A 4,098-nucleotide genomic window follows, 5' to 3' on the forward strand; every position below is an offset into this window, starting at 1 on the left:
GCGGCCTGGGCAGCGGCCAAGGCGCCCGGTCCGCTGCATGCGTTTTTCGTGCGCATCCGCGCCCGGCGCGGCCATCAGATCGCCGCGGTGGCTGTGGCCCGGAAGCTCACCGTGCTTTGCTGGCATTTGTTGACGAAGGGCGAGGATTACCTGTGGGCGCGCCCGGCACTGGTCGCCATCAAGACCCGCGCGATGCAGCTTCAAGCCGGACATCCGCAACAGAAAGGCAGCCGGCGTGGGCCAGCGTATGCCTACAACATCAAGGCATTGCGCGACCGCGAGATGTTGATTGCCGCACAGGCGGAGCAAAGCTACGAGCGCTTGGTGACGCAATGGAAACCACGGCGGCCAAAAACCGGCGCGCGGGCGCCTCAACTCGGCAAGACAAAATAGGGCAGCCTGGTGGCGCTTGCAGCCGATGCGCCACGCTTCGCCACGAGGTCGCCCGCGCCCGCCAAGGATAATCCCGCCTGACGGCAAGTGCCAGCCAGGAATGCAGTCCCGTTCCACGCAGCATGCCGCCGTGCTCGGGCCGGTCAAGGCCAAGCCTTGCGGTGGCCGCAAACACGGCCAGCCTTGACCGCCCCTGCGCGCGGCGGCTGCGAGATCGATGGCCGGGACGGAAGAATGGCCCGCGGCGCAGCCGAACAAAAGAATGGACGTACGCGATTTCTGCAATCGTCATCTCGGTCATGAAAAAAATCGCTTGTCTATCTCATCCGTCGTCCGCAATTGATCCCAATGCTCGGCAGGGAAGTCATAGAAGCCAGCAACGCGTCGCGGTCCTTGGCGAGGCATTCGACCGCTCGGCCGTACTTGGCGCGGTATTTCTCGGCGAAGGCGCCGATCGCCGCTTCGGCGGCCGACCGGTTCGGCGCCCAGTAGACTTCGCGCAGGTCCTTCTTCATGTTGGCCTGGACCGAGAGCGGGACCTTGTCCAGGACGTTTACGGTCTTGTGCACCCAGCAGCGCTGGTGCCGTGTGCCGGGAAAGACCTCGTCGAGCGCCTTCCAGAAGCCGAGCGCGCCGTCGCCAACGGCAATTTCCGGGGCGATCTGCAAGCCGCGCTGCTTCACGTCGATCAGGAGCTCACGCAGCTCTGCGCTCTCCCGGACGCCGACCTGAAATCCAATCAGTTCCTTCTTGCCTTCCGGCGTCGCGCCGATCAGCACCAGCATGCATTCGCCGTGGTCTTCCATGCGCGCCTGCAGGAAGACGCCATCGGCCCACACATACACATAGCGTCGCGCCGACAAATCGCGCTTCTGCCAGCGCTCATAGTCGCCCTGCCACTCGGCCGTCAGCCGGGAGATGACCGCCGGCGACAGGTTCGGCGCGTCCTTGCCCAGCAAGGCCGTCAGCGCCTCCTGGAAATCACCGGTCGAGATGTCGCGCAGGTACAGCACCGGCAACAGCGCATCCAGGCTCCGGGTGCGCCGCGCCCACAGCGGCAGGATTGCCGAGCTGAACCGGATCCGCTCGATATCGCCGGCCGCCCCGCGGTCCCGAATCTTCGCCCGCCCGGCCGGCTGCTACTGCAACCAAAACTCGCAAGGATGCCGACATAACTCACGACGCAAGTACCGGCTCCTTACTGTCATGAGGATCAACAATGCGCCTGAGCTCCTCTCCCCCCATCCACATAAGCCAGTTATCCTCCGCAATATTCTCTTCCACTAGCTGCAATAAGGCCCCGCCAGGTTCATAATGCGGCGGATTGTAAACGCTATTGTCCAGTGTCCACCGTTGTGCGAGCCAACATAAGAAGTCAGGATTCCACATCGCAAGGGTAATGCCTCCTCCTATTCCCCCTATAGTCTTCAGCATACCTTGGCCTCGAAAGTCCTTGCGCAACCAAAGATCCCCGTGGTAGGCAACTTTACCTCTGATCTTCTTCGCGCTTGGCGCCGTGCAGGCGCAACTATCTTGTGGATGCGCATGTTTTTGGGGCTCGCCGTAGAACACTTTAAGTGATTGCAGGTGTTCTCCAATATTGCTGTCCTGAAGATTAAACAGACGAGCAGCCTGAAGATACGCAACTTCGTTCTTTTTGTCCAAGCCCATAATCCAGTATCCCTCGCCCAGCTTTATCGGCGAGCGATCCGGGCGGAACACTGGTTGGGTCGGATGCTTTGTTGGAGTGGCTTGCGTGATCGACACGTACTCGTGAAAGTCGAATCCTATCGAGAGCCTAATCCCTTTTTCGGCAGCGGCGTCATCATATGTTCGAAGAAAGCGAGACACCTGCAACAGATTAACTACGCCATTCATTTGCAACATTCTCCCGTCGTGTTGAGCCACTTGATGGTATGCTGTTGGTAATGGATCTACAGCTACCTACTTTAGTGGAGCAGCGCTCTTATTTGGATGGCGACTTCCGCACTTCTCGTAGCTGTGCTCCTCGGGTCTTTATCGGACGTGGAGCCGCTATCGCAAGTGTAAGAAAGAGGTGGGAGTTGTTGTCGATCATCATCGAGCGTGTAAGAGTTTACGCTGTGCAACATGGTCATCGACAAAGCAGCGGCCAGATCTGGGTCTTGCGCGAAGGAGAGCGGAGTCTTCGTGCTGCCGATGCTTGGGTGATACCACATACTCGTCCGTGAAGAATCCCAAGCTGTTGATTTGGAATCCAGAAAGGGAATTTTTGTCATAGCTGGTTTGCCGCAAAGCAGGCTTTTGGATCGAGATTTCTTGCAAACTTGAGTTGTGGCTTTGGCGAAGGGATGAGGTGCGATCACGGGAGCCCCGGCTCTCCTCGGTAAGCTACTTTCCCAGTCATCTTCTTCGCGCTTGGTGCGGAGCAAGTACAACTATCATGGTGATGTGCATGCATGGTGGGGTCACCGTAAAACGCCGGCAACGATCGAAGATGTTCTGCAACATTGCTGCAATGAAAAGGTCACACAATCGAGCCGCTTCTACAAGAGCGACCTCGTTGTTGTTGTCGACGCCCATAATCAAATATTCGTCGCCTGATTTGATTGGCGAGCGATCTGGCCGGAATTTGGGGTGCCGTCGCGGAGTTGGTTGGAAATGAGGGCGGCATAGTCTCCGGGGTGATCAACCTCGAATCCGGCGTTAGCGCGGCGGACTGGAGACCACGCCACGACGAGCACTACGAAGCACGATTCTGCGCAGCCTGCAGTCGAGACGGCTGTCGATTTTTTCTGTGATTTGATCCGCTTGAGACCGAGCTGCGGGCTCGGGCGCGCCGGTTCATCGAAGAGCTGATCCGCGGCGAGCTCGACGCCGTGCTGGCCCGGCCTCCTTACGGGCGAAGCGAGGCGACTGGCAACCACGCAAAAGCGGGCGTTGCTGGCCACCCTCACGGCAGTCGGAGGCAGACGCTGACCGGGACCTTCGGGCCGGTCGAGATCGCGGTGCCGCGCGCCCGACTGGACGCCGCCGACGGCAAGACCACCGAGTGGAAGCGCGCGGCGCGGCGGGCTTATCAGCGTCGCACGCTGGCCGCCGACGCGCTGGTCGCTTCGAGCTATCTCGCTGGCACCAACACCCGCCGGGGTCGCCGCGCGCTCGCTTGTGATTCATTGTCGGGCACCTGAAACGCGACGGCGAGGTGCCTCGATGTGTTCAAGCGGAACGGCGTGTCGTTGCTCGGCCGGCCCGGATGACGATGATGAAAGTGCCGTCGAACATTGGACTGAGCGCGAGATCGACAAGACAGCGTAAGGATGCCCGTCTCGGTCAACGATTTAGCGAGCTGTTGAAGCAAATTGGTGACGGCATGGGCGGGAGCATACTGTTCGCGTGCCAGGACTGGGCGAACACGAAGGCGGCCTACCGCTTCTTCGCCAACGGGCGCCTGGAGGAAGCCGAATCCTCAGCGGTCACTTCTTCGTCACGCGCGTTACGATGGTTTTAGAGGCCCCATCCTGCTTGTTCAGGACACGACGGAATTCTCCTATCAGCGCGCGAACCACTAGGGTTCAGACTCAATTGATCCAATAAGCGACGAGAGCGGCGAGGTGGACGGCGGCCAAGAAGTTTCTGGCAAGTTTGTCGTAGCGAGTAGCAACACGCCTGAAATCCTTGAGCCGGCAGAAACAGCGCTCGATAACATTGCGCCCTTTATAGAGG

Annotated in this window: 3 protein-coding genes and 3 pseudogenes; 3 read left to right on the forward strand and 3 right to left on the reverse strand. The window is 59.7% G+C overall.

From position 1 onward, the window contains the following. Positions 1–385, forward strand: a pseudogene (locus IVB27_RS10910) (IS110 family RNA-guided transposase); the annotation flags it as partial. A gap of 314 nt (positions 386–699) precedes the next feature. On the opposite strand, the pseudogene IVB27_RS10915 reads toward IVB27_RS10910, so the two are convergent. Both IVB27_RS10915 and IVB27_RS10920 read right to left on the reverse strand, forming a co-directional pair. Further along, a pseudogene (locus tag IVB27_RS10915) lies at positions 700–1,514 on the reverse strand (IS256 family transposase); the annotation flags it as partial. Positions 1,515–1,569: 55 nt separating this feature from the next. Further along, positions 1,570–2,271 carry a hypothetical protein gene (locus tag IVB27_RS10920; protein ID WP_247443514.1) on the reverse strand — a complete coding sequence of 234 codons (702 nt, stop codon included), beginning with the start codon at positions 2,269–2,271 and terminating at the stop codon, positions 1,570–1,572. Positions 2,272–3,114: 843 nt separating this feature from the next. Between IVB27_RS10920 and IVB27_RS10925 the strand changes: the two are divergent. Both IVB27_RS10925 and IVB27_RS10930 read left to right on the forward strand, forming a co-directional pair. After that, positions 3,115–3,539 (forward strand): annotated as a pseudogene (locus IVB27_RS10925) (transposase); the annotation flags it as partial. 206 nt (positions 3,540–3,745) lie between these two features. Beyond that, positions 3,746–3,883, forward strand: a complete 138-nt coding sequence (locus tag IVB27_RS10930) for a transposase DNA-binding-containing protein (RefSeq protein ID WP_247443516.1) — start codon at positions 3,746–3,748, stop codon at positions 3,881–3,883. 70 nt (positions 3,884–3,953) lie between these two features. On the opposite strand, the gene IVB27_RS10935 is transcribed toward IVB27_RS10930, so the two are convergent. Next, on the reverse strand, positions 3,954–4,098 hold a 145-nt coding region (locus tag IVB27_RS10935), incomplete at its 5' end, for a transposase (protein WP_247442991.1).

The sequence above is a fragment of the Bradyrhizobium sp. 197 genome, from assembly GCF_023073375.1.
Taxonomy (GTDB): domain Bacteria; phylum Pseudomonadota; class Alphaproteobacteria; order Rhizobiales; family Xanthobacteraceae; genus Bradyrhizobium.